24 protein-coding genes are annotated in these 25,039 nt (G+C 63.9%); 11 read left to right on the top strand and 13 right to left on the bottom strand.

All coding sequences use genetic code 11. The annotated features are described in order from the left end of the window. Positions 1 to 100: 100 nt before the first annotated feature. Positions 101 to 925 (bottom strand): hypothetical protein, encoded by an 825-nt coding sequence (locus tag AC13FW_RS18060; protein ID WP_482989978.1) that lies wholly within the window; start codon positions 923 to 925, stop codon positions 101 to 103. Positions 926 to 1,354: 429 nt separating this feature from the next. Between AC13FW_RS18060 and AC13FW_RS18055 the strand changes: the two genes are divergently transcribed. The 9 genes from AC13FW_RS18055 to AC13FW_RS18015 all read left to right on the top strand — a co-directional run bounded on the left by AC13FW_RS18055 (position 1,355) and on the right by AC13FW_RS18015 (position 8,517). Next, the gene (locus AC13FW_RS18055; protein ID WP_282273291.1) at positions 1,355 to 1,720 is read left to right on the top strand and encodes a hypothetical protein; all 366 of its coding nucleotides are present in this window, start codon (positions 1,355 to 1,357) and stop codon (positions 1,718 to 1,720) included. A gap of 24 nt (positions 1,721 to 1,744) precedes the next feature. After that, positions 1,745 to 2,542: a F0F1 ATP synthase subunit A gene (gene atpB, locus AC13FW_RS18050; RefSeq protein ID WP_282273293.1), complete on the top strand. Its 798-nt coding sequence runs from the start codon at positions 1,745 to 1,747 to the stop codon at positions 2,540 to 2,542. 75 nt (positions 2,543 to 2,617) lie between these two features. Next, positions 2,618 to 2,920, top strand: coding sequence for a F0F1 ATP synthase subunit C (gene atpE, locus AC13FW_RS18045; RefSeq protein WP_054661978.1), 303 nt, complete (start codon positions 2,618 to 2,620; stop codon positions 2,918 to 2,920). A gap of 111 nt (positions 2,921 to 3,031) precedes the next feature. Further along, a complete protein-coding gene (locus AC13FW_RS18040; RefSeq protein ID WP_296251133.1) occupies positions 3,032 to 3,502 on the top strand; it encodes a F0F1 ATP synthase subunit B in 471 nt (156 codons plus the stop codon). Positions 3,503 to 3,505: 3 nt separating this feature from the next. Continuing rightward, positions 3,506 to 4,033 carry a F0F1 ATP synthase subunit delta gene (locus AC13FW_RS18035; RefSeq protein ID WP_296251135.1) on the top strand — a complete coding sequence of 176 codons (528 nt, stop codon included), beginning with the start codon at positions 3,506 to 3,508 and terminating at the stop codon, positions 4,031 to 4,033. 44 nt (positions 4,034 to 4,077) lie between these two features. After that, positions 4,078 to 5,625 carry a F0F1 ATP synthase subunit alpha gene (gene atpA, locus AC13FW_RS18030; RefSeq protein ID WP_482989977.1) on the top strand — a complete coding sequence of 516 codons (1,548 nt, stop codon included), beginning with the start codon at positions 4,078 to 4,080 and terminating at the stop codon, positions 5,623 to 5,625. Positions 5,626 to 5,702: 77 nt separating this feature from the next. Beyond that, positions 5,703 to 6,566 carry a F0F1 ATP synthase subunit gamma gene (gene atpG, locus AC13FW_RS18025; RefSeq protein WP_057626866.1) on the top strand — a complete coding sequence of 288 codons (864 nt, stop codon included), beginning with the start codon at positions 5,703 to 5,705 and terminating at the stop codon, positions 6,564 to 6,566. A gap of 38 nt (positions 6,567 to 6,604) precedes the next feature. Beyond that, positions 6,605 to 8,011: a F0F1 ATP synthase subunit beta gene (atpD, locus tag AC13FW_RS18020; RefSeq protein ID WP_282272807.1), complete on the top strand. Its 1,407-nt coding sequence runs from the start codon at positions 6,605 to 6,607 to the stop codon at positions 8,009 to 8,011. An 83-nt stretch (positions 8,012 to 8,094) separates the two neighbouring features. Next, positions 8,095 to 8,517 carry a F0F1 ATP synthase subunit epsilon gene (locus AC13FW_RS18015; protein WP_282272805.1) on the top strand — a complete coding sequence of 141 codons (423 nt, stop codon included), beginning with the start codon at positions 8,095 to 8,097 and terminating at the stop codon, positions 8,515 to 8,517. Positions 8,518 to 8,742: 225 nt separating this feature from the next. Here the strand turns inward: AC13FW_RS18015 and AC13FW_RS18010 are convergent, their stop codons facing one another. After that, positions 8,743 to 9,126 (bottom strand): GtrA family protein, encoded by a 384-nt coding sequence (locus tag AC13FW_RS18010; RefSeq protein ID WP_282270578.1) that lies wholly within the window; start codon positions 9,124 to 9,126, stop codon positions 8,743 to 8,745. An 83-nt stretch (positions 9,127 to 9,209) separates the two neighbouring features. On the opposite strand from AC13FW_RS18010, the gene glmU reads away from it, so the two are divergent. Further along, positions 9,210 to 10,577, top strand: coding sequence for a bifunctional UDP-N-acetylglucosamine diphosphorylase/glucosamine-1-phosphate N-acetyltransferase GlmU (gene glmU / locus AC13FW_RS18005; protein WP_282270576.1), 1,368 nt, complete (start codon positions 9,210 to 9,212; stop codon positions 10,575 to 10,577). A 100-nt stretch (positions 10,578 to 10,677) separates the two neighbouring features. Continuing rightward, the gene (locus tag AC13FW_RS18000) at positions 10,678 to 11,079 is read left to right on the top strand and encodes a GNAT family N-acetyltransferase (RefSeq protein ID WP_482989976.1); all 402 of its coding nucleotides are present in this window, start codon (positions 10,678 to 10,680) and stop codon (positions 11,077 to 11,079) included. Between the two features lie 278 nt (positions 11,080 to 11,357). On the opposite strand, the gene AC13FW_RS17995 is transcribed toward AC13FW_RS18000, so the two are convergent. The 11 genes from AC13FW_RS17995 to AC13FW_RS17945 form a co-directional block, all read right to left on the bottom strand. After that, on the bottom strand, positions 11,358 to 12,710 hold the full coding sequence (locus AC13FW_RS17995) for a sensor histidine kinase (RefSeq protein WP_296247610.1): 1,353 nt from the start codon (positions 12,708 to 12,710) through the stop codon (positions 11,358 to 11,360). Positions 12,711 to 12,720: 10 nt separating this feature from the next. Continuing rightward, positions 12,721 to 14,058: a sigma-54-dependent transcriptional regulator gene (locus AC13FW_RS17990; protein WP_296247612.1), complete on the bottom strand. Its 1,338-nt coding sequence runs from the start codon at positions 14,056 to 14,058 to the stop codon at positions 12,721 to 12,723. Between the two features lie 54 nt (positions 14,059 to 14,112). Beyond that, a complete protein-coding gene (locus AC13FW_RS17985; protein WP_296247614.1) occupies positions 14,113 to 15,333 on the bottom strand; it encodes an ABC transporter permease in 1,221 nt (406 codons plus the stop codon). 13 nt (positions 15,334 to 15,346) lie between these two features. After that, on the bottom strand, positions 15,347 to 16,678 hold the full coding sequence (locus AC13FW_RS17980) for an ABC transporter permease (RefSeq protein ID WP_482989975.1): 1,332 nt from the start codon (positions 16,676 to 16,678) through the stop codon (positions 15,347 to 15,349). Beyond that, positions 16,675 to 17,169: a nuclear transport factor 2 family protein gene (locus AC13FW_RS17975; protein ID WP_482989974.1), complete on the bottom strand. Its 495-nt coding sequence runs from the start codon at positions 17,167 to 17,169 to the stop codon at positions 16,675 to 16,677. Before AC13FW_RS17975 ends, AC13FW_RS17980 begins: the two co-directional genes overlap by 4 nt. A gap of 30 nt (positions 17,170 to 17,199) precedes the next feature. Next, positions 17,200 to 18,417 carry an ABC transporter permease gene (locus AC13FW_RS17970; protein ID WP_482989973.1) on the bottom strand — a complete coding sequence of 406 codons (1,218 nt, stop codon included), beginning with the start codon at positions 18,415 to 18,417 and terminating at the stop codon, positions 17,200 to 17,202. A gap of 61 nt (positions 18,418 to 18,478) precedes the next feature. Continuing rightward, positions 18,479 to 19,789, bottom strand: a complete 1,311-nt coding sequence (locus AC13FW_RS17965) for an ABC transporter permease (RefSeq protein WP_482989972.1) — start codon at positions 19,787 to 19,789, stop codon at positions 18,479 to 18,481. 22 nt (positions 19,790 to 19,811) lie between these two features. Next, the gene (locus AC13FW_RS17960; RefSeq protein WP_482989971.1) at positions 19,812 to 21,035 is read right to left on the bottom strand and encodes an ABC transporter permease; all 1,224 of its coding nucleotides are present in this window, start codon (positions 21,033 to 21,035) and stop codon (positions 19,812 to 19,814) included. Between the two features lie 128 nt (positions 21,036 to 21,163). Then, on the bottom strand, positions 21,164 to 22,468 hold the full coding sequence (locus AC13FW_RS17955; protein ID WP_296247629.1) for an ABC transporter permease: 1,305 nt from the start codon (positions 22,466 to 22,468) through the stop codon (positions 21,164 to 21,166). 17 nt (positions 22,469 to 22,485) lie between these two features. Next, positions 22,486 to 23,709 carry an ABC transporter permease gene (locus AC13FW_RS17950; RefSeq protein WP_482989970.1) on the bottom strand — a complete coding sequence of 408 codons (1,224 nt, stop codon included), beginning with the start codon at positions 23,707 to 23,709 and terminating at the stop codon, positions 22,486 to 22,488. A 3-nt stretch (positions 23,710 to 23,712) separates the two neighbouring features. Next, positions 23,713 to 25,038, bottom strand: a complete 1,326-nt coding sequence (locus AC13FW_RS17945) for an ABC transporter permease (RefSeq protein ID WP_482989990.1) — start codon at positions 25,036 to 25,038, stop codon at positions 23,713 to 23,715. Position 25,039 lies beyond the last annotated feature (1 nt).

The following is a 25,039-nucleotide window of genomic DNA, read 5'->3' as shown; positions in this document are numbered from 1 at the left end:
TTGCCTGGGTTCCGCCCGCCCCGCCCCCCCCCCCCCCCCCCGCCCCGCGCCCCCCCCCCCCCCCCCCCCCCCCCCCCCCCCCCCCACTACAGGTGGCGCGTCAGAACGACAGGCTCACGCCGGCAACCGGACCCTTGAATTCCTGCTTCAAACCGATCACGCCGTCGCTGCCTTTCTGGTCCACGTCCAGCTTGAACCAGTCATAGCCGACGAAGATGCCGAAGTTCTTGTTGACGTTGTACTGCACGATCGCATTGGCGCGGCTCAGGTCGCCTTCGTAGTCATCGAAGTTGCCCCAGCGTGTGTTGAGGTACTGGCCCTGCAGGTTGATCAGCCAGTTCTCCGAGGGGGTGAAGGTCAGGCGTGCGCCAACCACCGGCGCGATGCCATCGGCTTTCTCGTTGAGGAAGCGGCCCTGGTAGACATCGCCTACATCGGCGTAAGCATCGGCGCTGATCTTTGCGTATTCGGCGCCGAGCTGCAGGCCGAAATCGAAACGATCACCATCGACGACCGAGTAGTCGTAGACCAACGTTGCGACCTGGTACTTCAACTCGCCCTTCACGAAGCTGCCTGCGGGTACCGTGGTGTCACCCCAGCTGATGCCTTCGTCCAGTGTCTCGCGCCGGTCCTTGTCGTACTTGAAGTAATCGAAGATCAGGCGCTGGCGGTCGCTGATGCGGAACAGGCCGTCGATGCGTGGCTCCCATTCCTTGCCGCCCAGGCTGAAGTCCTCCGACAGATCCACGTCCTGGCCGGCAACAGTGGTGCTGCCGCGGATGGTGTTGTCGGTATCGATGTTCATCGCGCCCAGCCGCAGGGTGAAGCGCGGATCGCCTTCAGCGGCGTGCGCGGCCTGCGCGTGGACCAGAGCGAGTGAGAGTGCGCACGGAGCAAGTGCGAGAATGAAGCGGGGATTGCGCATGCCGTTGCCTGCTTGTTGCTTTGGAGCAACTGACCATCGCCGATTCGATGTAGAGAACGGTGAGCGCAGCGTGCAGGCAATGTGTAGACGCGGATCAATTGCGGTGAGGTGGTGCCGCCGAGGGCGTGCGGCACCACCTCACCCGAGTCCGCGCACCCACCCGACGAGGTAGCGGATTGCCGACTGCAGCTGTCTGACCGGCGGGGCAGTGGGAAGTTCCCGTGTTGCGACGCAATATTTATTGTCCCGAGACCTGGGCCGTTGCTTGGGCAGCGGGGGAAAAAACGTGATATTGCGGCCACTTGCATAGTCAAATGGGGACAAATGCCGGTTGTCTCGCAAATTGTCCCGCTGTTATACTTTCGCGGCTCGACGAGACGCCTTTGCGCGATTCGGCTCTTCCCTTTACCTGAAGCAGGACACTTTGACGTGCTGAACTCCGTTGACGCGGGTCGGCGACTGATGTTGCGCGCCGCGGTATACCCGCTGGCCGCAGTGGTGGTCCTGGCTCTGGCCTTCCTCTTCGTGGGGCCAAAGCATGCGCTGGGCGCCCTTGTATCGGGCCTGGCGGTGGTAGCAGGGACGGCGCTGGCCGCGTGGGTAGGGCTCGGTGGCGGCGTTCAGGCCGCTGGTTCAGCAATGATCCGCCTGTTCCTGGGGTTCGTGCTGAAAATTGTGCTGATTGTTGCCGTACTGGGAATGGCTTTTTTCTGGTGGCGACTTCCTCCTTTGGCGCTGCTGGCGGCAATTCCAGTGGCGCTGATGTTCCAGGTTCTGGCTCTGGCCAGACGTTGATTCACTCATAAAGGTTCCGGACACATGGCGGGCGAGGCTCTAACTCCTACCACGTACATCCAGCATCACCTGCAGAATCTGACCGCTCCGGTCGGTGAGGGCGGTGGTTTCTGGATGATCCACGTCGATACCATCGTCACCGCGGTCCTGATGGGCCTGCTGATGGTGTTCGCCTTCTGGATGGCAACCCGCAAGGCCACGGCCGGTGTGCCGGGCAAGTGGCAGGCGTTCGTTGAAATCTGCCTGGAGTTCGTTGACCGCCAGGCCAAGGACACCTACCACGGCAAGAGCAAGCTGATCACGCCCATCGCGATCACCATCTTCTTCTGGATCCTGTTGATGAACCTCATCAAGATGATCCCGGCCGATTTCATCGCCAAGCCGCTGGAGCTGGCAGGCATCCACTACTGGAAGCCGGTGCCGACCGCCGACGTCAATGCCACCCTGGGCATGTCGATCAGCGTGTTCATCCTGATGATCTTCTTCGCGCTGAAGTCCAAGGGCATCGGCGGTTTCGTCAAGGAATTCCTGACGGCTCCGTTCGGCAAGTGGATGATGCCGTTCAACCTGATCCTCAACATCGTCGAGTGGCTGAGCAAGCCGATCTCCCTGGCGATGCGACTGTTCGGCAACATGTTCGGCGGCGAAATCGTTTTCCTGCTGATCTGGGTGCTGGGCGGTGCCGGCGTGTTCGGTGCCGTTGCTGGTGGCGTGTTCGGCTTTGGCTGGATGCTGTTCCACCTGCTGGTGATCCCGCTGCAGGCCTTCATCTTCATGATGTTGACCATCGTGTACTTGAGCCTGTCGGAAGACAGTCACTAAAGTTACAAGCTTCACCCAGTTTCAACCTTCATCCGTTTCATCACCCTTAGCTACTTAAAGTTCCTGGAGATAACCATGTACTTCGCCGTCCTGACCAACCTCGCCCAAGTTCAGAGCTCCACCGCCCTTGCCGTCGGCATCATGATCGGCCTGGCCGCACTGGGCGCTGGCCTCGGTCTGGCCATCATGGCTGGTAAGTTCCTGGAGTCGGCCGCTCGCCAGCCGGAACTGATCCCGGTCCTGCAGGTCCGCATGTTCATCACCGCCGGCCTGATCGACGCCGCGTTCATCATCTCGGTCGCCGTTGGCCTGCTGCTGGCCTTCGCAAACCCGCTGGCTGCTGCCCTGCTGGCCGAAGCCGCCAAGCTGGCAGGCTGATCCAGCTGCAGTGAGACGGTCGGGTGCCTGTCGGCACCCGACTTCGGATGAAGGTTCGGTTGCGCCGCCACGGCGGCGCAGCCACCCCCGACACCAGCGATCGAGCTAATCATGAATATCAATCTCACCCTCTTTGCACAGGCCTTGGCCTTTGCGTTGCTGATCTGGATCATCGCGACCAAGATCTGGCCGCCGTTGTTGAAGGCCATTGAAGAGCGCCAGCAGAAGATCGCTGAGGGCTTGGCCGCTGCAGACCGCAGCCAGAAAGACCTGGCGCAGGCGGAAGTAAAGGTCAACGAGGCACTGAAAGAAGCCCGTGGCAAGGCCAACGAGATCATCGACCAGGCGCATGCCCGTGCGAACCAGATCGTTGAAGCCGCCAAGAACGAAGCCATCGCCGAAGCCACCCGCCAGAAAGACCTGGCCCAGGCTGAAATCGACGCTGCCGCCAACCGTGCCCGTGAAGATCTGCGCAAGCAGGTGTCTGCCCTGGCCGTGACCGGCGCCGAAAAGCTGCTCAAGCGCGAAATCGATGCCAACGCCCACAAGGCGCTGCTCGACGAGCTGGCTGCGGAGATCTGATCGATGAGCCAGGCCCTCACGCTTGCCCGCCCGTACGCCCGCGCCGCGTTTGCGATTGCGCGTGACGAAGGCAAGTTCGCGCCGTGGTCGGACGCGCTTGCGTTCTCCGCCCGCGTTGCAGCCGATCCGCGCGTGTCGGCCTTGCTGTCGAATCCGCAGCTGAGCCGCGGCGATGCCGTCGCCCTGCTGACTCCGGACGCGACCAGCGAGACCTACGGTCGCTTCCTGTCCCTGCTGGCCGAAGGCCGCCGCCTGCAGCAGCTGCCGGAAATCTCCGGTCTGTTCGAGCAGCTGCGCGCTGAAGCCGAACACGTGGTCAAGGCCACCGTGACCTCGGCAGCCGAGCTGTCGGGCGACGAGCTGGAAAAGATCAAGGCTGCGCTGCGCAAGCGCTTCGGCCGCGACGTCGAGGTATCGACCGCGGTGGACGCTTCGCTGATCGGCGGCGCCGTGATCGATGCCGGCGACGTGGTCATCGATGGCTCGCTCAAGGGCAAGCTGTCACGCCTGCAGACCGCGCTCGCACACTGAATTCACATTACCGTCCGGCCACAAGCCGGCACTAGGACTTGACGATGGCTACCACGCTCAACCCCTCTGAAATCAGCGAACTGATCAAGACCCGCATCGAGAAGGTCGCCCTGTCCGCGGAATCGCGCAACGAAGGCACCGTCACCAGCGTGTCCGACGGCATCGTGCGCATCTTCGGTCTGGCCGACGTGATGCAGGGCGAAATGATCGAACTGCCGAACAACACCTTTGCCCTGGCACTGAACCTGGAGCGCGACTCGGTCGGCGCCGTGGTCCTGGGCGACTACCAGAACCTGCGCGAAGGCGACGTGGCCAAGACCACCGGCCGCATCCTGGAAGTGCCGGTTGGCCCGGAAATGCTCGGCCGCGTTGTCAACGCGCTGGGTGAGCCGATCGACGGCAAGGGTCCGCTGGGCACCGCGCTGACCGCTCCGGTGGAGCGCGTTGCTCCGGGCGTGATCTGGCGCAAGTCGGTCGACCAGCCGGTACAGACCGGTTACAAGTCGGTCGACTCGATGATCCCGATCGGCCGTGGCCAGCGCGAGCTGATCATCGGTGACCGCCAGACCGGTAAGACGGCCATGGCGATCGACGCCGTGATCAACCAGAAGGGCACCGGCATCAAGTGCGTGTACGTAGCGATCGGCCAGAAGGCCTCGACCGTTGCCAACATCGTGCGCAAGCTGGAAGAGAACGGCGCCCTGGCCCACACCGTGGTCGTGGCTGCCACCGCTTCCGAATCGGCTGCGATGCAGTACATCAGCGCCTACGCTGGCTGCACCATGGGTGAGTACTTCATGGACCGCGGCGAAGACGCCCTGATCGTGTACGACGATCTGTCCAAGCAGGCTGTTGCCTACCGCCAGATCTCGCTGCTGCTGAAGCGCCCGCCGGGCCGCGAAGCCTACCCCGGTGACGTGTTCTACCTGCACTCCCGCCTGCTCGAGCGCGCAGCTCGCGTGTCGGAAGAGTATGTCGAGAAGTTCACCAACGGCGCCGTCACCGGCAAGACCGGTTCGCTGACCGCACTGCCGATCATCGAAACCCAGGCTGGCGACGTTTCCGCGTTCGTTCCGACCAACGTTATCTCGATCACCGACGGCCAGATCTTCCTGGAAACCGACCTGTTCAACGCCGGTATCCGTCCGGCCGTCAACGCCGGTATCTCGGTGTCGCGCGTCGGTGGTTCGGCCCAGACCAAGATCATCAAGAAGCTGTCCGGCGGTATTCGTATCTCGCTGGCCCAGTACCGTGAGCTGGCTGCGTTCGCGCAGTTCGCTTCCGACCTTGACGAAGCCACCCGCAAGCAGCTGGAGCGCGGCCAGCGCGTCACCGAGCTGATGAAGCAGAAGCAGTACGCACCGATGTCGATCGCCGACCAGGCGCTGTCGATCTACGCCGTCAACGAAGGCTTCCTCGACGACGTGCCGGTCAACAAGCTGCTCTCGTTCGAAGCCGGCCTGCACGCCCACTTCGCCAACACCGCAGGTGAGTTGACCGCCAAGATCAACAGCACCGGCGCCTGGAACGACGATATCGAAGCTGCCTTCAAGAAGGGCATCGCCGATTTCAAGAGCACCGGCACCTGGTAAGAGCGTATGTAGAGCGGAGCCTTGCTCCGCTTCACACTGATAAAGCGGGGCATAGCCCCGCTCTACGGGAATAAGAGATGGCAAGCGGACGCGAAATCAAAACCAAGATCAAGAGCGTGCAGAACACCCGCAAGGTGACGCGCGCGCTCGAAATGGTCTCGGCCTCCAAGATCCGCAAGGCGCAGGATCGGATGAAGACCTCGCGTCCGTACGCGCAGGCGATGAAGCAGGTGATCGGTCACCTGGCCCAGGCCAGCACCGATTTCCAGCACCCGTTCCTGGTCGAGCGTGAGCAGGTCAAGCGCGTGGGTTACATCGTGATCTCCTCCGATCGCGGTCTGGCCGGCGGCCTGAACAACAACCTGTTCCGCAAGACGGTCGCGGAAATGCGCGACTGGCAGGACAAGGGCGCCGAGATCGACGTGGTGACCGTTGGCCAGAAGGCCGGCGCGTTCTTCCGTCGCGTCAACGTCAACATGGCCGCCTCGGTGGCCAACATCGGCGACCAGCCCAAGCTGGAAACGCTGATCGGCGTGATCAAGGTCATGCTGGATGCCTTCACCGAAGGCAAGGTTGACCGCGTCTACCTGGTCTACAACCGCTTCATCAACACGATGACGCAGAAGGCCAGCTTCGACCAGCTGCTGCCGTTGCCGGCCGCCGAAAAGCAGGTGGCTTCGCACGACTGGGATTACCTGTACGAGCCTGACGCGGCAACCGTGCTTGAGCACGTGATCACCCGCTACATCGAATCGTTGGTGTATCAGGCGGTGCTGGAGAATGTTGCCTCCGAGCACGCAGCTCGCATGGTGGCGATGAAGGCGGCAAGCGACAACGCGAACAAGATGATCGGAACCCTGCAGCTGGTCTACAACAAGGCCCGCCAGGCAGCGATCACCCAGGAAATCTCCGAAATCGTCAGCGGCGCGGCAGCGGTCTAACGCGCGCAGTCAACAGCACACATTTAGAGGATGCAGCAATGAGTCAGGGCAAGATCGTTCAGATCATCGGCGCGGTCGTCGACGTCGAATTCCCGCGCACCGACGTGCCGAAGGTGTACGACGCGCTGAAGGTCGACAACACCGAAATCACGCTGGAAGTACAGCAGCAGCTGGGTGACGGTATCGTCCGCGCGATTGCGCTGGGCTCGACCGACGGCCTGAAGCGTGGCCTGGTTGCCACCAACACCAACCGCGCCATCTCGGTGCCGGTCGGCGCTGGCACCCTGGGCCGCATCATGGACGTGCTGGGTCGCCCGATCGACGAAGCCGGCCCGGTGCAGGCGTCGGACAGCTGGGAAATCCACCGTTCGGCCCCGTCGTATGAAGACCAGTCTTCCTCGACCGAGCTGCTGGAAACCGGCATCAAGGTCATCGATCTGATGTGCCCGTTCGCCAAGGGCGGCAAGGTCGGCCTGTTCGGCGGCGCCGGCGTCGGCAAGACCGTCAACATGATGGAGCTGATCAACAACATCGCCAAGGCGCACAGCGGTCTGTCCGTGTTCGCCGGCGTGGGTGAGCGTACCCGTGAGGGCAACGACTTCTACCACGAAATGAAGGACTCCAACGTCCTCGACAAGGTGGCGATGGTGTACGGCCAGATGAACGAGCCGCCGGGCAACCGTCTGCGCGTTGCACTGACCGGCCTGACCATGGCGGAGTACTTCCGTGATGAGAAGGACGCCAGTGGCAAGGGCAAGGACGTGCTGCTGTTCGTCGACAACATCTACCGCTACACCCTGGCCGGTACCGAAGTGTCGGCACTGCTGGGCCGTATGCCGTCGGCCGTGGGTTACCAGCCGACCCTGGCCGAGGAAATGGGCGTCCTGCAGGAGCGCATCACCTCGACCAAGTCCGGCTCGATCACCTCGATCCAGGCCGTGTACGTGCCCGCCGATGACTTGACCGATCCGTCGCCGGCCACCACGTTCGCCCACTTGGATTCGACCGTGACCTTGTCGCGTTCGATCGCCTCGCTGGGTATCTACCCGGCCGTGGATCCGCTGGACTCGACCTCGCGCCAGATGGACCCGCAGGTCATCGGTACCGAGCACTACGACACCGCACAGCGCGTCCAGCAGACCCTGCAGAAGTACAAGGAACTGAAGGACATCATTGCCATCCTGGGCATGGACGAACTGTCCCAGGAAGACAAGGAAGCCGTGTCGCGCGCCCGTAAGATCGAGCGCTTCTTCAGCCAGCCGTTCCACGTGGCCGAAGTGTTCACCGGCTCGCCGGGCAAGTACGTGCCGCTGAAGGACACCATCCGTGGCTTCAAGGCCATCGTCGATGGCGAATACGACCACCTGCCGGAGCAGGCGTTCTACATGGTCGGCGGCATCGAAGAAGCGGTCGAGAAGGCCAAGAAGATGGCTGAGAAGGCCTAATAACCACGTAGGGCGGAGCACGCTCCGCCCACGCGGCAACCTGCGGTGGGCGCAGGCCCACCCAACCAGGCGAAGAGAGATCCATGAGCACCATCCGTTGCGACATCGTCAGTGCCGAGCAGCAGATCTTCAGCGGCGAAGCGACCCTGGTCGTGGCCACCGGTGAGCTGGGCGAGCTGGGCATCGCGCCCAAGCACGCACCGCTGATCACCCGTCTGAAGCCGGGTAAGGTCGTGGTCACCACCGCTGCAGGCGAGCAACTGGATTTCGCCATTTCCGGCGGCATCCTGGAAGTACAGCCGCAGGTCGTTACCGTGCTGGCCGACACTGCCATCCGCGCCAGCGACATCGATGAAGCATCGGTGCGCAAGGCCAAGGAAGAAGCAGAGCGCGTGCTGGCACACCGTGGCGAAGCCATGGAACTGGCCGAGGCTCAGCAGAAGCTGGCCGAAGTCACCGCCCAGCTGCAAGCCCTGGAGCGCCTGCGCCGCAACCTCAAGCACTGAGGATTGCAGCAGCATCAAGAAAAACGCCGGCCAACGCCGGCGTTTTTTTTGCGCATGCTTTTGTAGTGCCGAGCCATGCTCGGCAGAGGCTCTACCAGTAAAGCCAACCTGTAGCGCCGAGCCACGCTCGGCAAGGGGCATTGCCGGTAAAGCCTCTGCCGAGCATGGCTCGGCACTACAGAAGAGCGCCTATGCCGAGCATGGCTCGGCACTACAAAAGCCTGTTCAGCGATAGACCACATGGCGTAGCGCGAAGAAGCTCACCACCGCCAGCCCCAGCTCGACCACGGGCTTGGCCAGCCACGCATACTGCAGGCCAAGCGATTGCGCGACCCAGTCGATCAGTCCGGTACTGATCACGGTCATCAGCAGCCAAAGCACCCAGAAGCGCGCAAAGCGTTTCCAGCCATGACGCTGTTCGCCTTGGGTGGCAAACGTGTAGCGGCCGTTGAGCCAGAAGCCAAGCAACGCGCCACTGATCCGCCCAAGCAGGTTGCTGGGTGCGACGGGTATGCCAAGAGCCGTCACGGCAACAAATACCCCCCAGTCCAACGCCAGCTGTGCCAGGCCGATGATGATGAACTGGGTGCCTTGGCGGAATAGACTCATGGATGTAGCGGGCTCCGGCGAATAGCCTGCAATGCTACCCCCTTGCGCTTAGAATCCAGAGAACCTCGAAGGAAGCTGTAAGCATGACCCAGCCGCTGCACGTCATCATTCTCGCCGCCGGCGCCGGCAAACGCATGAAATCGCTGTTGCCCAAGGTGCTGCAGCCTATCGCCGGGCAACCGATGTTGGCCCACGTGATTGCCACTGCGCGCGAACTGCAGCCGGCTGGCATCCACGTGGTTTACGGTCATGGTGGAGAGGCTGTGCGTGCCGCGTTTGCCGATCAGCAGGACCTGCTGTGGGCCGAACAGAGCCAGCAGCTGGGCACCGGGCATGCCGTGCAGCAGGCGATGCCCGATGTACCAGACACCGCGCAGGTACTGGTGCTGTACGGCGATGTGCCACTGATGCGCGCGCAGACCCTGGGTGCACTGTTGCACAACGGCCCGCGTCTGGCGGTATTGGTGGCTGAGCTGGATGACCCCAGCGGCTACGGCCGCGTCGTCCGTGATGCCGAAGGCAAGGTCGCGGCCATCGTCGAGCAGAAGGACGCCAGCGACGAACAGAAGCGCATCCGCACGGTGAACACCGGCATCATCACCGCCGAATCCACCGCGCTGCGCCGCTGGCTGTCGGGTCTGTCGAACAGCAACGCGCAGGGCGAGTACTACTTGACCGACGTGTTTGCCTCGGCTGCCGATGAATATGCGCCGGCTGAACTGGTGCTGGTTGCCGATGCGCAGGAAGCCGAGGGTGCGAACGATCCCTGGCAACTGGCACAGCTGGAACGGGCCTGGCAGCTGCGTGCAGCCAAGGCACTGTGCGAACAGGGTGCGCGCCTGCTGGATCCGTCGCGCTTTGACCAGCGCGGTACGGTCAAGGTCGGTCGCGATGTGCAGATCGATGCCAACGTCATTCTGGAAGGCGAGGTCGAGCTGGGCGATGGCGTCAGCATCGGTGCCTTCGTGCGGCTCAAGGACGTCAAGCTCGGTGCTGGCACCGAAGTGCGTCCGCACTGCGATCTGGAAGGCGTGATCAGCGAAGGCGCGGCCCAGATTGGACCGTTCGCACGCCTGCGCCCGGGCACGGTGTTGGCCGATGGCGTGCACGTGGGCAATTTCGTGGAAACCAAGAAGACCACGCTGGGCAAGGGCAGCAAGGCCAATCACCTCACCTATCTCGGTGATGCGGTGATTGGCAGCGGCACCAACATTGGCGCCGGCACCATCACCTGCAACTATGATGGCGTGAACAAGTTCCAGACCACGATTGGTGACAAGGTGTTTGTCGGCTCCAACAGCTCGCTGGTGGCGCCGCTGACGCTCGAGGACGGCGCCACCATTGGTGCCGGTTCGGTGATCACCCGCAACGCGCCGGCGGGGCAATTGACTGTGGCGCGCACACGCCAGCAGACGATTGAAGGCTGGACGCGTCCTGTCAAAAAGTCCTGAGCCCAGGTTGGCGCAGCGCGATGAGCTCGCGCTGCTGCCGCGGATAGAAGCGCAGGCGGGTGAACGCCTGCGTGGACATCCTGTTGCGAAGGTATTTGCAGTGAGTCCAACCGAGCCCGCGTTGTTCGAACTGGCCTGGCAGCGTGGAATGCTGTGGGTGGTTGCCAGCGAGCAGGAGCTGGCCGGCTACCTGATGGCAGGTGCGCTCGATGAGGATTTCCACATCCAGCAGATGGATGTAGCTCCGGCGCACGGCCGCAAAGGCCTGGGCCGTGCCTTGCTGCGGCACGCGTTGCAGCAGGCGAGGGCGTCCGGATATCACCGGGCGGTGCTCACCACCTTGAGCGATGTGGCCTGGAATGCACCCTTCTATGCCAGCGAGGGCTTCAGTGAATGGCCGTCGCAGGACTGGAGTGCAGATATGCGCGAAGTAATGGCGGCCGAGGCAGCAGCTGGCTTTCCAATGGAGTTGCGGTTGGCGATGCTGCGAATCTTGCCGTAGCCGCAAACCGCTTCTTGTGGGAGCGGCATGAGCCGCGAAGCCGGTGCAACATCAACGGCGGTAAAGCCAACCCCTCCCCAACCCTCCCCTTTGCCGCGCAAAAGGGAGGGGGCGTAGTGCCGAGCCATGCTCGGCAAGACTTTCCCCGTGACCCCACCGATTTGTAGCAGCGGCGTAAGCCGCGAAGCCAGGATAGTTTCAGATAACCGGTGGTGCGGGCGCTGATGTGGTGTCAGCTTCGCGGCTTACGCCGCTCCCACAACCGCAACAACATTCGCTTAGTCATGCGGTAGCAGGATCGCCACGCACAGGCCGCCGTCCTTGCGGTTCTGCAGGGAGATGCGACCGCCATGTGCCTCGATGATCTCGCGGGTCAAGGCCAGGCCAAGCCCGGTGCCATTGCGCTTGGTTGAATAGAACGGCATCAAGGCATTCTGCAGTACCGCTTCGTTCATGCCGGTGCCGCGATCCAATACCTCGATGCGCAGCCAGTTGGGCAGTCGCGCGATGCGCACTTCCACCGAGTCATCCGGCGCGCCATTGTCAGCACCGGCTTCGTGCGCATTCTTCAGCAGGTTCAGCAGGGCCTGCGAAAACTGCGATTGATCCAGGCGGCTGTACTGCTCGTCGACCATCGGCGCCATGCGGAAGCTGATCTGCTGCTGCAGGCCATGCAGGAACTGGCTCCAGGCTACGGTCTGCAGCTGTGGCTGCGGCAGCTTGGCGAAGCGTGCGTAGCCGCGGATGAAACCTTCCAGGTGACGGGCGCGTTCTTCCACCGTGCCGAAGATATCTTCAAGGCGATCATGGCGGCCACGTCGCACCAGCTCGGCGCCGGAATGCGCCAATGAGGCAATCGGTGCCAGGGAGTTATTGAGCTCGTGGCTGATCACGCGGATCACCTTCTTCCAGGTCTGCACTTCCTGGCGGCGCAACTCGGCGGTGAGCAGGCGCAGCAGCAACAACTCATGCGGGCGGCCATTCAAATGGAAGGCACGACGCGACAGGTGGTAGATCTGCTCGTCGTCATCATCGTCTTCGGCCGCATCCGGATCACGCACCGCGAACAGACTGTCGCCGCCGCGGGCAATGGCATTGCGCAGCTCGATCGGCATGTTCTCCAGCAACTCGTGCATGCGCTGACCTTCAAGCTTCCAGCCACCATGCAGCAGCTTGCGTGCCGCAGTGTTGGAGAAGGTCACGCGCTGTACGCCATCGCCACCATCGGTCAACAGCAGCATCGCCACCGGCGTGTTCTGCACCATGGTGTCGAGCAGCAGCTCGCGCTGCACCAGCGATTGCCGCTGTTCGCGCAGTACATCGCCCAATTCGGCGTGCGCCTGCACCAGCTGTGCGAACTCATCGTGGCCGCGCCAATGCACGCCGAAATTGAACTCGCCGTCGCGGTAACTGCTGGTGGTGCCGGCCAGTGCTCGCAGCAGCGAACGGATCGGTGCGGTGGCGCGGCTCAACGCCCACCACATCGCAGCCAGCAGGAACACGGTGGAAACGCATACCACCACCCAGCCGCGGTCCATCCAGTAGGCCAGGAACCAAGGCAGGGCCGCAGCAAGTGCCAGCACCGGCAGCAGGCGCAGGAACAGGGTGAAGGTGAAGGAGCGCGTTTTCACTGATGGCTGCTCATTCGCGCGGAATGCCGTGGCGGTCCATGCGGCGGTACAGTGCCTGCCGGCTCAAACCCAGCTCGGCGGCGGCCTGGGCGATGACGCCACCAGCGCGTTCCAGGGCGCTGACAATGTGTTCGCGATCGGGCTCGTCTGCCGGTGCGGTGGGGCGTGCAGGCGCGCGTGGCAGGTTCAGGTCGGCGACTTCGATACGCGGGCCCTGTGCGAGCAGGGCGGCGCGCTGGATCACATTGCGCAGTTCGCGTACGTTGCCCGGCCAGTTGTGGCGCTGCAGCGCCTGCAAGGCCGGTGCCGACAGCGGTTTGCCATCGGCAAGGAAGTATTGCGCCAGCGGCAGGATGTCCTCGCGCCGTTCGGCGAGCGGCGGCAGGCTGAGCTCGACGGTATTGAGCCGGTAATACAGGTCTTCGCGGAAGCTGCCCGCACGGATCATCGCCGGCAGGTCGGCATTGGTGGCGCTGACAACGCGCACCTTCACCTGCCGCTCGCGGTTGGAGCCCAGCCGCTCGAAGCGCCCGGTTTCCAGTACGCGCAGCAGTTTCATCTGTCCGGTCAGCGACAGGTTGCCGATTTCGTCCAGGAACAAGGTGCCGCCATCGGCTGCCTCGAACTTGCCCTCGCGGGCCTTGTTGGCACCGGTATAGGCGCCGGCCTCGGTACCGAACAGTTCGGCTTCGATCAGTTCGGAGGGAATGGCGCCGCAGTTCAGCGCGACGAAAGGACCTTTCTTGTGCGCCGAATTGGCCTGGATGATCTCGGCGATCTTTTCCTTGCCGGCACCGTTGGGGCCGGTGATCAGCACCGGCAGTTCCGAGCGCGCGACCTGGCAGGCGAGGGCGATGATGCGCTCGCTGGACGGGTCGGCGAACACCAGCCCACGCAGGTCGTAGCGATCGTGCAGGGCCTGTTGCTGGCGCTGCTCGCGGGCGCGACGGCGGGCCAGCTCGCGCCGCGCCTCGGCCAGTTCCAGCAGGTTGTTGACCGTGGTCAGCAGGCGGCCGTCATCCCAGGGCTTGGCCAGGTAGTCGGAGGCACCGGCCTTGACCAGCTCCACCGCGCTGTCCAGGTGCGTCCAGGCGGTCAGCAGGATCACCGGCAGGTCCGGATGCGCCTGGCGGATGCGCCGGAACAGATCCTGGCCTTCTTCGCCGGAGGTGGTGTCGGCGGTGAAGTTCATGTCCTGCAGGACCAGATCGAATTCATGTTCGGCCAGCATCGCCAGGCCCTGCTCGGGCGAGGTGGCGTGGCGCGTGTCGATGTCGTGCAGGGAGAACAGCACGTCCAGCGCGGTGGCCACGGCGGTGTTGTCGTCGATGATCAGGATCTGTGGCATCAGTTGTCGCAGAAGAAGATAAGGGGACGCAGCGCGGACGCTGAAGTCAGCACATTACACGCTGCGGGTCGCGCTGGCAGGTGGTAACCGTGCGGCACGCCGCGCCGGTGCCGCAACCGCTACTTGCCCAAGCAACAGCATCAAGCCGCCGGCAACCAGCAGATAGGCCCATGGCAGCCGTGGCAGCTCGTAATGCTGCATCAACCACTGGTTGATCAGCAACGCCAGCAGCAAGCCGATCAGCAGCCCACCGACGGTCAGCAGCAGGTTCTCGGCGAGGAAGTGGCGCATCACCTGGCTGCGGGTGGCACCGAGGGCGCGGCGGATGCCGATCTGGCGGGTGCGCTGCTGTATCCAGTAGCCGCTGAGGCTGGCGATGCCGATCAGGGTGATGGTGGCGACAACCGCGTTGACCGTGAGCAGCAGCCATACCGCTGCGCGGCGGTTGCGCATGCCGTTGCTGCGCAACTGCTCGTAACTGGACACGACCGGGTTGAAGCTCTTTGCCATCTGTCCGGCATAGACCGTCTGCAGTACGCCAGGCGCGGCCTTGATCACCGCATCGCGCTGATCGGCCTCGGCGCGTACCACGAAGCTCAGCAGTGGCAGGCCCGCTGGGCGTCGCGGCAACAGGATGGCGTACTCGGCCTTGCCGTCGTCCAACTCGCTGAGCTGGTAGCGCAGCAGGTGGGCGACAACACCGACGACTACATAGTGGCTGCTGCCATCGCCAGAGGTGAGCGCCTGCCCGACCGGATTGCCATCGAACAAAGTCCGGCCCAGAGCCTCGGTGATGATGATGGGCGTGCTGGCGGTGTTGGCGTCATCGCCGAGCTGCAGGTCGGCGTATTCGTCGGCGAGGAAGTCGCGGCCACGGCTGAGCTGCAGGCCAAGCGTGTCGATCAGCTTGGTTCCAATGAAGCCGCTGGCCTGCACTGTGGGGCCGTTGGCTGACTTCAGGTCGTAGACCATGGTCAAGGTCTCGCGCATCGGTGCGCCGACCACGGCGGTGGCACGCTTCACGCCGGGAATCGCTGCCAGTGCATCGGCACCAGCGCTGGCTTGTGCGGCGGTCCAGTTGCCATCCGGGCGCACGATCTGGTCGATGACGATGACCTCCTTGTCGGCGATGCCGTCGTCGATCAACAACGGCCCGGCCTGTTGTGCGAGGAGGAACAGGGTATTGCAGAGGATGGCGCAGGCCACGGTGATCTGCAGCACGATCAACCACGGCATCAGCGGCTGGCGGCGCATGGAGGAGAGCAGGGGATTCATGCCTTGGCCTTGTTCATAGGGTTTTGACCTGCAACGCGGGTTCCTGACGCGCGGCACGGATGGCGGGTAGCAGTCCAACGACCACGCCAGTCACAACCGCCATCAACAGCAGGCCCGCAAACAGCGCAGGGCTGAGCCGGGCCAGTGATGAGTAGGCTTCACCTTGTTGCCGCATCAGCCACAGGCCGCCCAGCGTCAGCGGCAACGCCATCAATCCGCCCAGCAAGCCTGCCAGGGTGGACTCGACCAGACAGGCGGCGATGATGGCGCCGCGCGGCGCACCCAGCACCCGGCGCACGCCGTGCTCACCGGCACGGCGCAGGAAGCGCGCTGCCAGCAGGCCGGCAACATTGACCAGGCACAACACCAACAAGCCCGCTGCAAGCCACAGGTTCAAGCGCACGCTGTCCGGCACCACGCGATTGGTGTGCAACCACTGCGCCATCGACTGCAGGCGGGTGTTGGGTGCGCGCACGAAGATGCCAGCGGCATGACGATCGGCAGCAAAGCTCTGCAGGCTTTGTGCGTAGTTGTCGCGCTGCTGTGCATCCTTCAATTCCGCCCACAGCACCAGCCAGCGGCATTGCTGGGTATCGATCTGATCGAAGCGGAAGCCGCCGAAGCCGTTGCCATCGCAGATGCGGGTGCTGGTGATCTCTGCGCTTGACGCCAGCACCGCCTCGGCGGGTGCGAACAGCTCATCGCCATCGCCGTCCCAACCGGCATTGTTTGAAGGCAGGAAATGCGGGCGGGGGCGTGGCGCCCAACGCTCACTGATGCCGATGACGCGGAAGTTGTGCTTGCCCACACGGATCTCGGAGCCGGTGCCGTCTTCGCGCCCCAGCAGGTGTTGGCTGAGTGCGCGGCTGATGATCACTACCGGCGTGCGCGCGGCCTCTTCTTCCGCAGTCCAGGAGCGCCCGTAGCGCAGCGGCACGCCGAATACCTGCAGCATCGGGCCGATGGCGAGGCTGGTCGAAACGTTCTTGCTGAGCGTGTTGTCGGTGTTGCTGACGGTCAGCGGGGCAGTGAGCAAGGCCACTTGCGGGACATCCGGGCGTAGCTGGCGCATTGCCTGTACGTCGGCCAGCTTCCACAGCGGCGGCACTGGCGAACCGTCACCGTAGCTGTCGCTTTCACCACTTTTTGCCACCTCGCGCGAGTCTGCCCAAGCCAGGTGCAGGTTCTGGCTGATGCCGGGCAGCGGGTCGGCGGCCAATACCGACAACAGCGTCAGCATGGTCATCACCGAGGCCAGGCCCAAGGCAAGTGTGAGTACGACCAGTGCCATCGTCCTTGGGTGGCGGATGCAACCACGCAGTCCGGTTTCCAGCGTGTAGTTCATCGCGCTGGCTCTCCGGCTGCTGCGCGGTGTGCATAACTCAATACTCGGGTGGCCTGCCATTGGCCATCGCGCAGGCGCCAGATGATGACGAAGTCGGCCACGCCATCACAGTGTTCGCCCTTCAGATCGCAGAATTGGTGCTGGCCCTGTTCAATGGCGCCGAAGTCCTTGATCGGGAATACCTGCAGCGTGCCTGGCAGCAACTGCCGGGTGTAGTTGCCGCAGGCATGCTTGCGGGTGCTCGCCAGCATGGCATCGCGGGTCCAGGTGACACCGCCATTGTCGTGGTAGAACTCGACCGCCGCATCGAAATAGCCAGCATGCTTCTCGAACTGGGCCGGATCGCTGCAGCGGTTGAAGCTGTCGAACATGCCGCGGTCGAGTGCGGCGATGGTGTCGTGCAGGCTGGCATGGTCGGCGTCAGCGGCGTGCGCGGGGACCATCGGCAGCGAGCACAGCATCAGCAGCAGGTAGGTCAGCTTGGTTTTCATCGGGCGACTCCGGGAAACAGTGGAAGAGGATCAGGCAGCGCGGGTGGCGACCGCCGGTGGCACGGCCGCTGCGCGACGCGCGGGCCCAAGCACGGCGATCTGCCCCAGCAGCAGCAACAGCACCGCTGCCACCGGCAGATACACCAGCGGCAGGCGTGGCAGTTCGTACCGGCTCATCAGGAACATGTTCAGCGCATAGGCCAGGATCAGCCCCACGATGATGCCGGCACTGCTCAGCAGCAGGTTCTCGAGCTGGAAATTGCGCAGGATGTGCTTGCGGGTTGCACCCAGGGCGCGGCGGATGCCGATCTGGCGCGTGCGTTGCTGCACCCAGAAGCTGGCAAGGCCGACGATGCCGAAGGCGGTTACCGCCAGCAGCGCGATGCAGACCGCAAGCAACAGCCAGATCACCGAGCGATCACGGTGCTGGAAGGCGTCACGCATGCGCGACACGGTGCCCTGTTCCTCGATGATGCGGTTGGGATCGGCCTTGTTCAACGCGGCGATGGCGGCCTTCAGCACGGCCTCGCGCTGCTCGGGGCTGGTACGCAGCGCATAGGCACCGTTGGAGACGCGGACCGGGAACACCATGCTGTCGAAGCGGCTGCTGAACTCGCCAGCTTCGCCGGGTGCCAGCAGGTCATCGATCACGCCCACGACCTGGGTCGGCTTGCTGCCCCAGACATAGATGTTGCTGCCCACCGCGTTCCCATCCGGGAACAGGGACTTGGCCAGCGAATGGCTCAACAGCACGCTGGGTACGACAGGATCGGCATCGCCACCTGCAAAAGCGCTGTTCTCCAGGTACTCGTCGGGCTTGAAGCCGCGGCCCTCGCGCAGTTGCAGCCCAAAGGTCGGCAGCAACTGGCCGTCGTCCATGTAATTGGTGGCATGTACCGTCGGGCGTGTCTGGTTCGGCTGCAGGCGTATGCCCGAGCCCCAGACGTTGCTGCCATACGGGATCTGGTTGATGCTGCTGACTGCCTTTACGCCGGGGACGGCGGCAAGTGCGGCCAGGTCCTGCTTGCGCAGCGCATCGTAGTTGACGTCCGGCAGCAGGCTGCTGGTGGCCAGGTAGACCAGCTCGTCCTCGGCCACGCCGCTTTTCAGCTGTAGCTGTGCAACGCGGTTGCTGATGATGAAGACCGCGTTGCAGATGATGGCGCAGCTGATCGCGATCTCGAACACGACCAGCAGTGCGGCAATCTTCTGGCGGGACAGCATCGACAGGGTGGGGCGGATGTCCAAAGGTGTTCTCCGTGGCGGCGAGGGCTGCCGTTGCTGACGCGGTGGATTCAGCGCCACCGTGTCACTGGCTCTTGAGCTGAAGTGCGGGAGGAATCTGCATGGCCCGCCAGGCCGGCAACAGTCCGGCGACCAGACTCACGCCAACTGCCAGCACGAAGGTCATCCACAGGGTGGTGAGGTCCATCTGCGCCAACTTTGCGTACTCGTCCGGTTGCTGGCGGATCAGCCACAGGCCGATTGCCGCAAAACCCAGCCCCAGTACGCCGCCGGCCAGGCCGATGAAGCCGGCTTCGGTCAGGCATTGTTTGAAGATGTCCGCGCGTGAAGCGCCCAGTGATCGGCGGACGCCGATCTCGCCGCTGCGGCGCAGGAACTTGGCCAGCAGCAGGCTGACCGTGTTGATCAGGCAGACCAGCAGGAAGCCGAAGGCCAGCCACATCTGCAGGCGCACGTCGTTGGGCACGATGCGGTTGAAGTCCAGCCAACCCATCACATCATGCAGGCGCACATTGGTGGGGCGTTCGAAGCGGCCGCTGGCACGCTGGGTATCGGAATAGTCGGCCAGGTATTTCAGGTAATCGCGTGCCTTCTCCGGTGTGTCCAGCTCCACCCAGTACTGCAGCCAGGCACAGGGTGCGGTGAGGCCGCGGTTGCCTTCGCCGTCATCGCTGCTGCCCCAGCAGTTCATGTTGCCCTGGGTATCGAGCCTCAGGGTGCGCGAGGTGGAGAACGGCAGCAGCACCTGTTCGTTGCCGCCATAACGCTGGCTGGTCAGGTCGTAGAAGCGCGGCGTGGGCTTCCAGTTGCCAAGCAACCCAACCACGCGGAACACGCCCTGTGGCAGGCGTAGCTCCTTGCCGATCACGTCCTCGCTGCCGTACAGCCGCTGCGCCAGCTTGCGGTCAATGACCGCCACCAGCGCACGGCTGTCATCCTCGGCGGCACTCCATGCGTTGCCTGCTGCCAGTGGCACCTCGAACATCGGGAAAAAATCCGCCGAGGTGTAGCGCGCCATCGCCCGGAACGGCTGTGCGGTGTTGCCTGCGGGCATCACCGTCACCGAGCCGGCCGTCATCACCGCCTGGCGGTCAGCGCGCTTCTGCCGCAACAACTCTTCGGCGTCATAGCGGGTCATCTGCTCCAGCGGGTCCGATTCCAGCGTGGCGTCCTTGCCCAGGCTGCGCGGTTCCAGCTGCGGGTAGAACAGCTGCTGGCTCTTGCGTGGAATCGGATCCCCCGACAAGACGAAGTACAGGCCAAGGGTGGTCATGGTCGCGCCGATGCCGACCGCGATGGTCAGCACCATCAAGGTGGTCAGCACCTTGTTGCGGCCGAAGCCGCGCCACGCCAATTGCAGGTAATAACCGAACATGTTCCTTCCTTGAACTGACGTATCAGGTGCTGCGTGTGGCTACCGCCGGTGGAATCGATGCTGCCTTGCGGGCCGGGCCGAACACCGCGATCTGGCCCAGCAGCCACAGCAGCACCGCACCCACCGGCAGGTACAGCAGCGGCAGGCGCGGCAGCTCGTAGCGACCCATCAGCCACTGGTTGAGCAGGTAGGCCAGCAACATGCCAACCACGATGCCGATACCGGCCAGCAGGAAGTTCTCGGTCTGGAAGTAACGCAGGATCTGCGCGCGGGTGGCACCCAGCGCACGACGGATGCCGATCTGTTTGGTGCGCTGCTGCACCCAGAAGCTGGCCAGGCCGATGATGCCCAGCGCGGTTACCAGCAACAACAGGCCACTGACGATCAGCAGCAGGCCAATCATGTCGCGGTCATTGGCGAAGTTCTTGGCACGCTTCTCCTCAACGGTCTGCTTGGTCCAGACCAGGCGGTTGGGATCGTTCTTGTCCAGCGTCGCCAATGCCTGCTTCAACACCTCATCACGGCGTCCCTGCTCGGTGACGCGCAGGATGTAGCGGCCGCCATTGGAGAAGTTCATGCGGATCGGGAAGATGATCGAATACGTGCGGTTGTTGTTCTGCATGTTCGGCCGCAGCAGGGTCTGCGCCACGCCCACCACGGTCACCGGGATGTTCGCCATGTACAGGGTCTTGCCCACCGCATTGCCGTCCGGGAAGAACTGCTTGGCCATGGCTTCGGTGAGGATGGCCGGTGCTTTCAGCTTGCCCAGGTCTTCCACCTTCTCCAGTACATCGCTGCTCTGGTATTCATCGGCATTGAAATCGCGGCCGGCGACCAGCTTGACTCCCAGGGTCTTGAGCGCGTTCTCGCCGACCATGTACTGGGCGCCATTGATCGACTGCGCTTCGGGCTCCGCGGTGGCTGCCAGCGAGGTGTTCCAGGAGCCGCCCTGGAACGGCAGCTGGTTGACGATGGCCACGCTCTCGACGCCGGGGATGCCGCGCAGCGAGGCGATGTCCTCGGCAGTGCGGGCGTCGGCATCAACCTGCTCACCAATGCCGCTCAGGCCGATTTCGATCAGGTGGTTGTCATCGATGCCACTTGCCAGCTGCATGGAGTCGATGCGCTGCGACACGATGAACAGTGCGTTGCAGATGATGGCGCAGCTCAGCGCGATCTCCAGCACGATCAGTGCGGCGGCTGTCTTGTGCCGCGACAGCGTGGAGAGGATGGGGCGGATTTCCATGAGGTTTCTCCGGGGAAGCGTGGAGCTGGGAATGGGGTTTGGTTGGGAGAGGCGAGGGCGAGAGCAACTGCCAAAGCACCCCTCCCCGGCGCTCCCCTGCGCGTTGCGCAAGGGAGGGGGTAATGGCGTTACTGGCTCTTGAGCTGCAATGCCGGGGTTACCTGCATGGCGCGCCAGGCAGGCAGGATGCCGGCGAGCATGCTGGCCAGCACCGCCAGGGCGAAGGTGACCAGCAGCATCGAGCCATCCAGGTGGGCGAGCGAGGCGTACTCGGCCGGCCGCTGGCGTACCGCCCACAGGCCAAACAGAGCGAACACCAGACCGAGCAGGCCGCCGGCCAGGCCAATCGTGCCGGCCTCGATCAGGCACTGCTTGAAGATTTCGGCGCGGCTGGCGCCCAGTGCACGGCGCACGCCGATCTCACCGCTGCGACGCAGGAACTTTGCCAGCAGCAGGCCAACGGTATTGACCAGGCAGACCAGCAGGAAGCCGAAGGCCAGCCACATCTGCAGGCGCACGTCGCCCGGCACCGCGTTGCGGTATTCCATCAGGTCCATGACATCACGCAGGCGGGTGTTGGCCGGGCGCTCGAAGCGGCCGGCAGCGCGCTGCTGCTCGGAGTAGTTGTCCAGGTAGGCCTTGAAGTCCTTGGCATCGCCGGGCGAGTTCAGCTCGACCCAGTACTGGATCCACGAGCACGGCACGTTCAGTGCGGTGGCGTCATTGACCAGCTCGCGGCCGAAGCAGTTCATGCTGCCATTGCGGCCCAGCTTGAGTTCCAGTGCGGTGCTGAAGGGCAGGTAGACATCCTCCTCGGAGTCGAACTTGCCCGAGTACAGGTCGTAGAACTTGGGAGCAGGCTTCCACTCCTTGAGCACACCGACGATGCGCATGGCATTGCCTTCGACCAGCACTTCCTTGCCGACGCTGTTTTCGCCTTTGAACAACTTGTCATTGAGGGTGTCGCTGATCACCGCGACGCGGCTGCGGCCCTGGTCCTCGTCGCTGCTCCAGCCTTGGCCGAACGCGAACGGCGTATCGAACATCGGGAAGAAGTCGGCCGAGGTGTAACGCATGCTGATGCTGAAGGGCTTGAGTGCGTCGATGCGCGGATCGACGATGCCGCCGCCGCCGGTCATCATTGCCTGGCGCGGCGCCTTCTTCTGCCGCAGCAGTTCTTCGGAGTCGAAGCGCGTCATCTGCATCTCGGGCTCTTCGCCCGGCTTGTAGCCTTCCTTGGTGTAGGGATCCAGCTGCACATAGAACAGGCGATCGCTCTTGTGCGGGATCGGGTCGCCGGAGAGCACCTTGAACACCGTCAAGGTGGTCATCGCCGCACCGATGCCGAGCGCGATGGCCAACACCATCAGTGCGGTCAGGATCTTGTTGCGGCCGAAGCTGCGCAGCGCAAGTTTGAAGTAGTAACTGAACATGGACGATCCTTGGCAGCTCAGGCGCTGCGCGTGGCGACGATGGGCGGGATGGAAGCAGCGCGCAGGGCGGGGCCGATGACGGCGGCCTGGCCCAGCAAGCACAGCAGTACGGCACCCAGCGGCAGGTAATACAGCGGCAGCCGGGGAATTTCGAAGTAATGCATCAACAGCTGGTTGCCGGTGTAGGCCAGCAGCATGCCGAGCACGATGCCGACGCTGGTCAGCAGCAGGTTCTCGGTCTGGAAGTAGCTGATGATCTGGCGGCGGGTCGCGCCCAGTGCGCGGCGCACGCCGATCTGCTTGGTGCGTTGCTGCACCCAGAAGCTGGCCAGGCCGATGATGCCCAGCGCGGTGACCAGCAGCATCACCAGGCAGATGCCCAGCAGCAGGCGGGTCATGCTGCGGTCCTGCTGGAAGTAGACCTCGCGCAGTTCCTGCAGCGGCTTGCTGTAGTCGGCGGAGATGATTGCCTCCGGCGTGACCTTGGGCGCGGCGGCGACGGCGTCGCTGACGATGCGTTGCAGGTCACGCGGGTTGGCGCGGATCACATAGGTGCCGGCCTGCGCATCGGTGGTGACCGGCACGATCACCGACCACTCCATGCCGGCCAGGCCGTTCTCGCTGCGGCCCGGGTCCGGGCGCGAGAAGTGCGCCAGCACGCCGGCCACGGTGAGCTGGTAGTCGCCCATCCACAGCTGCTTGCCCAGTGGGTCCTGGCCCGGCCACAGGTGTTTGGCAAAGGCCTGGGTGATCCAGACCTGGGCGTGCGTCGGCAGGAAGTTCTCCACCGGCTGGTAGTCGGCGTCGCTGAACATGCGGCCCTGCACCGGCTTCAACTGCAAGGCATCGATGGCACCTGCGTCCATCGTGTAGAAATGCGGCACGCCACCATGGTGCTTGCCTTCCGGATCCAGCGAGACGCCGGCGGTGCCGGCGCGCTGGCCGAACGGTACGGCATTGAGGACGCCTACCGCCTGCACGCCGGCCTGGCCGCGCAGCTGCTGCAACCAGCGGCTGTTGATGTCGACCTCGCTGCACGAGTCACAGTCGAGCAGGCTGAGTGTTGCGATGGAGGCCTCGTCGACGCCGCTGTTCATGCCGATCAGTTCCATCCGCGATGCGGCCAGGAACAGGGCATTGCACAGCACGGCGCAGGCCAGTGCGATTTCCAGCACGATCAGGCTGGCGGCGATGCGGTGCCGCGACAACGTGCTGATGATGGGTTTGATGTCCAGGGTCATCGCTTACAGCGCCTTGATCTGCAGGGCCGGATCGATGCGGGCGGCGCGCAGCGCCGGCAGCAGTCCAGCGAGGACGGTGGTGGCCACCGCGGTGGCGAACGTGAGGCCAAGCATGGTCATGTCCAGCTGCACCATGTCGGCATAGGCCAGTGGTTGCTGGCGGATGCTCCACAAGCCGGCCAGGGTGAACAGCAGCCCCAGCACTGCACCGCCAACGCCGATCAGCGCCGCCTCGATCAGGCACTGCTGGAACACCATCGCGCGGGTTGCACCGAGGGCGCGCAGCACACCGATCTCGCCGGTGCGACGCAGGAACTTGGCCAGCAGCAGGCCGATGGTGTTGAACAGGCAGATCACCAGGAAGGCCAGTGCCATCCACGCCTGCAGCTTGACGTCACGCGGCACCACGCCGTTGTAGTCCATCCACTCCATCAGGCTGCGCAGGCGCGTCAGCTCGGGCTGGCTGATGCGGCCCAACTGCTCTTGCTGCTGCACATAGCCCTGCAGGTGTTGCTGGTAGGCCGCAACCTTTGCTGCACTGTCCAGCTGCACCCACAGCTGCAGCCACACGCAATCGGTGTTTTCCAGGTAGCCGGGTTTCTCGGGCAGCTTGTTGCAGGTGAACTGGCGGAAGTTGCCGGCGTTGATCTGCAGGCCGGTGAAGAACGGCACCATTACGTCTTCGACCTGCCGGTAGTAGTCGGCGGTGTCGCCCTGCGCGAAGCGGCCGCCAGCGACGGTGTAGAACAGCGGGGAAGGGCGCCACGGTTTGAGCACGCCGATGATGCGCACTTCGCTGTCGCGGATGCGCAGCATCTTGCCGGTGCTGTCCTTGCCGTCGAACAGGCGCTGGTTCAACTCCGAGGAGATCACCGCCACGCGGGCGCGGCGTTGGTCATCCTCGGCCGACCAGCCGGCACCGTAGGCCATCGGCACCTGGAACATCGGGAAGAAATCGGCGGTGGTGGACAGCAACGTGGTCATCATCGCCGGCCCTTGGCTAGCAGGCGCGGATAACTTGACGGGGCTGTCCACCACCAAAGCCTTGCGATCGGCTGGACCGTCACGCCACAGGTCCGTCGCCGAGGTGTAGTCGAGCATGTCCAATGGCTCGCGCCGCGCCCGCTCGCCGCGCGCCGATGCATCCACCTGCGGGTAATAGATCTGCCCACTGCGCCCGGGCAGTGGATCGCCCGAGAGCAGGTGCTTCACCGTCAGCGTGGTCATCGACGCGCCAATGCCCATCGCAATCGACAGCACCATCAGTGCGGTCAGCACGGGGGTGCGGCGCAGGCTGCGCAGGCCTTGGCGGAGGTGGTAGGCGAACAGC

This window comes from Stenotrophomonas sp. 21LCFQ19, from assembly GCF_056861425.1.
This window is presented reverse-complemented; position numbering and strand designations above follow the sequence as displayed.

Bases quoted from the DNA above. Each gene is read 5' to 3' on its own strand.
- atpB (WP_282273293.1), top strand. From the start codon at position 1,745: ATGGCGGGCGAGGCTCTAACTCCTACCACGTACATCCAGCATCACCTG.
- AC13FW_RS17965 (WP_482989972.1), bottom strand. From the start codon at position 19,789: ATGTTCGGTTATTACCTGCAATTGGCGTGGCGCGGCTTCGGCCGCAAC.
- glmU (WP_282270576.1), top strand. From the start codon at position 9,210: ATGACCCAGCCGCTGCACGTCATCATTCTCGCCGCCGGCGCCGGCAAA.
- atpE (WP_054661978.1), top strand. From the start codon at position 2,618: ATGTACTTCGCCGTCCTGACCAACCTCGCCCAAGTTCAGAGCTCCACC.
- atpD (WP_282272807.1), top strand. From the start codon at position 6,605: ATGAGTCAGGGCAAGATCGTTCAGATCATCGGCGCGGTCGTCGACGTC.
- AC13FW_RS17960 (WP_482989971.1), bottom strand. From the start codon at position 21,035: ATGGAAATCCGCCCCATCCTCTCCACGCTGTCGCGGCACAAGACAGCC.
- AC13FW_RS18035 (WP_296251135.1), top strand. From the start codon at position 3,506: ATGAGCCAGGCCCTCACGCTTGCCCGCCCGTACGCCCGCGCCGCGTTT.
- atpA (WP_482989977.1), top strand. From the start codon at position 4,078: ATGGCTACCACGCTCAACCCCTCTGAAATCAGCGAACTGATCAAGACC.
- AC13FW_RS18060 (WP_482989978.1), bottom strand. From the start codon at position 925: ATGCGCAATCCCCGCTTCATTCTCGCACTTGCTCCGTGCGCACTCTCA.
- AC13FW_RS17950 (WP_482989970.1), bottom strand. From the start codon at position 23,709: ATGACCCTGGACATCAAACCCATCATCAGCACGTTGTCGCGGCACCGC.
- AC13FW_RS18015 (WP_282272805.1), top strand. From the start codon at position 8,095: ATGAGCACCATCCGTTGCGACATCGTCAGTGCCGAGCAGCAGATCTTC.
- AC13FW_RS18040 (WP_296251133.1), top strand. From the start codon at position 3,032: ATGAATATCAATCTCACCCTCTTTGCACAGGCCTTGGCCTTTGCGTTG.
- AC13FW_RS17980 (WP_482989975.1), bottom strand. From the start codon at position 16,678: ATGAACTACACGCTGGAAACCGGACTGCGTGGTTGCATCCGCCACCCA.
- AC13FW_RS17985 (WP_296247614.1), bottom strand. From the start codon at position 15,333: ATGAATCCCCTGCTCTCCTCCATGCGCCGCCAGCCGCTGATGCCGTGG.
- atpG (WP_057626866.1), top strand. From the start codon at position 5,703: ATGGCAAGCGGACGCGAAATCAAAACCAAGATCAAGAGCGTGCAGAAC.
- AC13FW_RS18010 (WP_282270578.1), bottom strand. From the start codon at position 9,126: ATGAGTCTATTCCGCCAAGGCACCCAGTTCATCATCATCGGCCTGGCA.
- AC13FW_RS17955 (WP_296247629.1), bottom strand. From the start codon at position 22,468: ATGTTCAGTTACTACTTCAAACTTGCGCTGCGCAGCTTCGGCCGCAAC.
- AC13FW_RS17990 (WP_296247612.1), bottom strand. From the start codon at position 14,058: ATGCCACAGATCCTGATCATCGACGACAACACCGCCGTGGCCACCGCG.
- AC13FW_RS17975 (WP_482989974.1), bottom strand. From the start codon at position 17,169: ATGAAAACCAAGCTGACCTACCTGCTGCTGATGCTGTGCTCGCTGCCG.